Source organism: Streptococcus danieliae (assembly GCF_009767945.1).
GTDB classification, from domain to species: domain Bacteria; phylum Bacillota; class Bacilli; order Lactobacillales; family Streptococcaceae; genus Streptococcus; species Streptococcus danieliae.
Window position 1 is genome coordinate 1 of sequence record NZ_WSRS01000151.1, and the last position, 1,283, is coordinate 1,283.

Consider the following 1,283-nt stretch of genomic DNA (forward strand, 5'->3'; position numbering starts at 1 on the left):
AGCATACAATGCTGTTAGACCCAATCAACTACTGCGTCAAAGGTATTTTGCTAATCATAAAGAGAGAGGCTAGACTTTTGTCCCAGCCTCTTTTAAATATTGTCCTTATCTTGGCGTAACTCTGTGTAATAATTGATGACCACCCCCGACAAGGCCGCAAAGAAAATCATCCCATAAACAGTCAAGAGGACACATAGCAACCGACCAAAAAAACTAACCGCCTGATAATCCCCGTAGCCAACGGTAGTCGAGGTCACAAAGGCGAACCAAAGCCCATCCCAATAATGCAGAATCCCCGGCTCCAAGACCAGCAGGCCGAAGCCCGCCATAAAGAGAAAAGAAACAAAGGAGAGGGTAAACTTCATAAAGCCTGTATGCTGGAGAATGTCTATCAAAATTTTAAAACGCTTCATATAACTCCCTTTCTAAAATTTGAATCAGAAATACGCTTCATTATAGCAAATTTCCAAGTAGAAAGGGCTAGGATCTATGAAGAATCCTAGTAAATTTTGTTATACTGGAGAAAAAGGAAGAAAACCATGCTCCAACAAATAACCGTCCCATCACCACTGGGGAAACTAGTGCTCCTTGCAGACAACACAGCCCTCCGAGGTGTCTGGTTTCAAAATCAGAACCACTTTAGAGCTATCTATGATCTCCAGACAATCCCAGAAGGAACCAATCCCATCCTCAAACAAGGCCAGGACTGGCTCGCAGCTTATTTCGCCGGAGTCCATCCCGATCCACAGGCGCTTCCTCTAGCACCGGCAGCCACTCCCTATCGCCAAATCGTCCTCGACCTTCTCCTGCAAATTCCTTACGGCCAAACCAAAAGCTACCGTGATTTAGCCCAAGCCTTCCAACAAAAAACCGGGCGATCAACCTCACCACGTGCCATTGGCGGAGCCATCGGTCATAACCCTATCAGCCTAATCATCCCCTGCCACCGCATCCTCGGACAGGACGGATCCCTCACCGGCTATGCCGGCGGACTTGATCGCAAAATCTGGCTCTTGGAACATGAAAAAAATCCATTATGAGAAGTAAAAAATCGTCCCCTGGAACTAAAGCCAAGGGACGATTTTTTACTTTTGGGCACCTCTAAAAACATACTAAGCTTAGTAGTGAGGAAATCTCCGACGGGAGAAAGTACTCACTACTTTTTCTTTATGTTAAAGTAGAGGTGTCTTGTTAAGTCGTATTTTGATTTGGCGCTAGACGTCGTGTATTGAAAATGAAATCACTAAAACAAGGAATCATTCAAGACAAAGAGGTAACTAATA

Annotated in this window: 2 protein-coding genes; one reads left to right on the forward strand and one right to left on the reverse strand. The window is 44.8% G+C overall.

Annotation, left to right across the window (positions count from 1 at the left end):
• Positions 1-92 precede the first annotated feature (92 nt).
• Positions 93-413 carry a potassium channel family protein gene (locus E5983_RS09095; protein WP_160333498.1) on the reverse strand — a complete coding sequence of 107 codons (321 nt, stop codon included), beginning with the start codon at positions 411-413 and terminating at the stop codon, positions 93-95.
• 126 nt (positions 414-539) lie between these two features.
• On the opposite strand from E5983_RS09095, the gene E5983_RS09100 reads away from it, so the two are divergent.
• Positions 540-1,040, forward strand: a complete 501-nt coding sequence (locus E5983_RS09100; protein WP_160333499.1) for a methylated-DNA--[protein]-cysteine S-methyltransferase — start codon at positions 540-542, stop codon at positions 1,038-1,040.
• The last annotated feature ends 243 nt before the right edge of the window (positions 1,041-1,283 follow it).

Coding starts and splice junctions, on each gene's coding strand:
- E5983_RS09095 (WP_160333498.1), bottom strand. CDS start 413: ATGAAGCGTTTTAAAATTTTGATAGACATTCTCCAGCATACAGGCTTT.
- E5983_RS09100 (WP_160333499.1), top strand. CDS start 540: ATGCTCCAACAAATAACCGTCCCATCACCACTGGGGAAACTAGTGCTC.